This is a genomic window from Idiomarina sp. UBA4206 (assembly GCF_002383015.1).
Classification (GTDB): Bacteria; Pseudomonadota; Gammaproteobacteria; order Enterobacterales; family Alteromonadaceae; genus Idiomarina; species Idiomarina abyssalis.
In genome coordinates this window covers 17189-21083 of sequence record NZ_DFTS01000019.1, presented here as the reverse complement: position 1 = coordinate 21083, position 3895 = coordinate 17189, and the positions used below count along the sequence as shown (strand labels likewise).

General features: G+C 48.1%; 5 protein-coding genes. 2 read left to right on the top strand and 3 right to left on the bottom strand.

Translation table 11 applies throughout. The features are described from left to right. Positions 1-524, top strand: a 524-nt coding sequence (locus B3180_RS03980; protein WP_286843182.1) for an efflux RND transporter permease subunit, incomplete at its 5' end; no start/stop codon positions are given. Between the two features lie 12 nt (positions 525-536). On the opposite strand, the gene B3180_RS03975 is transcribed toward B3180_RS03980, so the two are convergent. From B3180_RS03975 to rsgA, 3 genes are read right to left on the bottom strand one after another with little or no spacing between them, the layout of a single operon-like run. Continuing rightward, positions 537-1265 carry a glycerophosphodiester phosphodiesterase gene (locus B3180_RS03975; protein ID WP_054490238.1) on the bottom strand — a complete coding sequence of 243 codons (729 nt, stop codon included), beginning with the start codon at positions 1263-1265 and terminating at the stop codon, positions 537-539. Further along, entirely contained in the window at positions 1262-2140 is an 879-nt protein-coding gene (gene asd, locus B3180_RS03970) for an archaetidylserine decarboxylase (RefSeq protein WP_278358846.1), read from the bottom strand. Before asd ends, B3180_RS03975 begins: the two co-directional genes overlap by 4 nt. Before the next feature lie 2 nt (positions 2141-2142). Further along, on the bottom strand, positions 2143-3186 hold the full coding sequence (gene rsgA / locus B3180_RS03965; RefSeq protein ID WP_278358965.1) for a small ribosomal subunit biogenesis GTPase RsgA: 1044 nt from the start codon (positions 3184-3186) through the stop codon (positions 2143-2145). A gap of 68 nt (positions 3187-3254) precedes the next feature. Here rsgA and orn point away from each other — a divergent pair, with 68 nt between their 5' ends. Continuing rightward, positions 3255-3806, top strand: a complete 552-nt coding sequence (gene orn, locus B3180_RS03960) for an oligoribonuclease (protein ID WP_271332321.1) — start codon at positions 3255-3257, stop codon at positions 3804-3806. Positions 3807-3895: the final 89 nt, after the last annotated feature.

Genomic DNA, 3895 nt, shown 5'->3' with positions numbered 1-3895 from the left:
TGGTGATCACCTTCCTGGTTCTGGCGGCACAGTTCGAAAGCTTTATTCACCCGCTGGTGATTATGCTGGCCGTGCCTATGGCTATAGTAGGTGCCTTATTGGCATTGTACATAACGGGTATGAGTATCAATATCTACAGTCAGATTGGTATTGTGATGCTAATAGGCCTGGCTGCTAAAAACGGCATTCTTATTGTTGAGTTTGCGAACCAGTTGCGCGACTCCGGTATGGAGTTCAAAGAGGCAGTACTTAAAGCTGCTCAGCAACGCTTACGACCTATTGTGATGACGGCGTTCACAACCTTAATGAGTGCAATGCCGCTGATTCTTGGGTCAGGGCCCGGAGCAGAAAGTCGTATGGTCATTGGTACGGTGATTTTTGCGGGTGTTGCCGTATCCGCCTTTTTAACGCTATTTGTTATTCCGGCCCTGTATATAGCACTGGCTAGAAACACCAGTTCACCAATGGCTATCACTCGTAAGCTGGAATCGTTGCAGGAAGAGTACCCGGACCACCATAGCTGATGGTCCGTCAGGCTAATAATGCAGAATAGGTTCGTTGCCGACGGTGGTTAAGCCGGCAATGACATTTTGAGCGTAGTTGGGGTGGTTGGTAAAAATGCCATCCACACCCATTGCGTGCAGCTCTTCAATATCGTGTTGGCCGTCTACTGTGTAGACATAAACTTGTAAGCCCCTGCGATGACCATCCTCAACCAGTTCAGGTGTCACAAAATCTACCGCAAAATGGGCTGAAAACGCCTGTAGCTCCTCTGCGAACTGACAATAGCTCAATGGGCAGCTGGCACTCAAAGCGCCAATTTTAATCTCAGGGCGACGCTTTTTAAGCCGCTGCAACCAGTGGTGATTAAAAGACGAAACTAAGAGTTGTTCAGGTTTGAAATTGGTGTTCTTTAGAGCGTAATCAATATCAAGCAGAAGCTCTTTGGTGGGCATATCACCTTTAAGCTCAATATTTACGTGACAATGTCCGTTAATATGAGCTAATGCTTCGCGCAAGGTGGGTATAGACTGCTGACCAAACACTTTCAGATGCTTTATCTGCTCAGCGGTTAAGTCTTTTAGCCGGCCGGGTGTGGCAGTCAGGCGTTCTAAATACCGGTCGTGGAACACAAAACGTTCACCGTCTATGGCATAAACGTCCAGTTCAATACCATGCACGCCGCTGTCCATGGCTCGCGAGAAAGCGGCAAGCGTATTCTCCGGGGCCTCATAACTGGCCCCTCGGTGCGCCCATAAAATCAATCGTTGCTCTCTTTTATCTCTGCCATAGTTTCTCCCATACGCGTGGTGGAAAGTGGCTTAAGATCGTCATCAAATTCAATCGAGTTTTCGGCAAAGGTTAGCACCACGGTTGAACCGAGTTTGAAATGACCCATTTCTTCACCTTTTTTGAGGTGTATAGCTGAGTGGCCTGACGTTGGATACGACCAGCTTTGAATACGGCCACCGGTAGGCGGTGTGACGGTGCCGGACCAAACCGTACCGATACTGGCGACGATAGTTGCGCCAACCAATACCATGGACATGGGGCCAACTTCGGTATCAAAAATAGCTACAACGCGCTCGTTACGAGCGAACAGGTTCGGTACATTAGCCGCGGTTAACGGATTTACTGAATATAAATCACCCGGCACATAAATCATCTTTTTCAGGACACCATCGCAAGGCATATGAATGCGGTGGTAATCTTTCGGTGCCAGATAAATAGTCGCAAATTTACCGTTTACAAAAGGCTTGGCGTCTTCTTCGTTGCCACCGAGCAACTCCTGTAATGAATAGTCATGCCCTTTAGCCTGAAAAATGCGTCCGCCATCAATGTCGCCTAACTGGCTGACTGCACCGTCGACCGGGTGTGCTAATTCGCTGTCGTCTGCTTCCAGCGGTCGAAGCTCTGGTTTTAGCCTGCGTGTGAAGAATTCATTAAAGGTTTTATAAGCCTTGGGTGACTCGTGAATGGCCTCACTCATGTCAATTTTATACTGCCGAATAAACCAGCGGATAAAAACCTGTGTGAACCATCCGGCACGTGCAGCGGCAAACTTTCCCATTAACCTGGAAATTAAATGCTTCGGCATCACATGCTGGAAGAAAATTTTGACTTTATCGGTCTTTGACACAGTTACTTACCTCTAATTGCCCGACTGGGCTTTTGTGTTTTCATCGTCTCTATAATGCGATGATAATTAGAAAGGCGCCATTCATGCAATTGATTGTTACCGACAGCCTCTTGCAGTGCGCAGCCCGGATCATCGCCATGTTTACAATCGCGGAATTTGCAGCCGCCTAGGTAGTCGCGGAAATCGACATAGCACCGGGCTACTCTCTCAGGTTCCAGGTGCCATAACGAAAACTCCCGGATACCGGGTGAGTCAATAAGGGCTCCGCCTTCCTTTAAGTCATACCAGGTTGCAACCGTTGTTGTGTGCTGTCCTAATCCAGAGTTATCTGACACTAAATTTGTGTCGGCGTTCACGTCGGGTAAAAGCTGGTTTACCAGCGACGACTTACCCACGCCGGACTGACCGACAACAATCGAAATATGGTCTTTCAGCATCTCTTGCAAAGCATCCAACCCGCTTTGAGTTGCACTGCTGACGTGAAGCACTTTGTAGCCGATGCTTTCATAGTCTTTCAGCCTTTGCTCAATATATTGACGTTCGGTCTCGTCAATTTCGGGCAGCAAATCAGCCTTATTCAGCACAATAACGGGCTCTATGCCAATGTCCTCACAGGCGACTAAGTAGCGATCGATAATTTGCGATGAGAAGCTGGGGAGTACGCTGGAAATAACGAAGATTTGATCAATGTTAGCGGCAACAGGCTTTAATCCGTCGTAGTAATCAGGACGGGAAAGCAGGCTATGCCTTTCCTGAACGGCAACAACTACACCCTGCATACCTTGTTGTTCGGCACTTGCTCTGGACCAGAGAACGCTGTCGCCACATACCAGGCTATCGACAACCCGGCGTATATGGCAGCGGTAGGTATTGCCTTCGGCATCGCGAATATCCGCGTGCTGACCGAAGCGGCTGATAACACGGGCTGCTTCCGGTGCATTGAGTTGGTTATCCGTCCACTCAATATCGGTGTTTTTCAGCCGTTTTTTTTGGTTGGCTGAAACCCGCCGTTGCTGGCCTTTGTTCAGACGTCTGCGTTTTACCAAGCCTGTAACCTGTTGTCGTGCTGGAAATGACGCTATCATACAACAAATTGCATTAAGAGAGCAGGGTAATGACAGAAGACGACAAGAAACAACGCCTAATTTGGATTGACCTCGAAATGACCGGGCTGGTGCCGGAAGAGCATCACATTATTGAAGTAGCAACCATTGTTACTGATGCACAGCTGAACACCTTAGCGGAAGGGCCTGTCATTGCTCTTCATCAACCTCAAAAATACCTGGACAGAATGGACGACTGGAATGTCAAAACGCATACAGGGTCAGGCCTGGTTGAGCGAATAAAGCAAAGCCAGTATGACGAAAAGACAGCAGCAGCAGAAACCATTGAGTTTTTAAAACAATACGTTGATGCCGGGGTTTCTCCTATGTGCGGTAACAGTATTTGTCAGGACCGTCGTTTTTTAGCGAAGCACATGCCTGAACTCGAAGCCTTTTTCCATTACCGCAACCTGGATGTCAGTACGTTAAAAGAGTTGGCAAAACGCTGGCAACCGGAGGTTGTTAATAGCTTCAAAAAGTCGGGTGCGCATGAAGCTTTGGCTGATATTCGCGAGTCTATTGCGGAATTGCAGCATTACCGAGAGCATTTTTTCAGCAAATAAGCCAATTGCGGCGCAAAAACTATTGACCTTATCGGTGGTATCAGTAGAATACACGCCGCACTGACGAAGCGGGAATAGCTCAGCTGGTA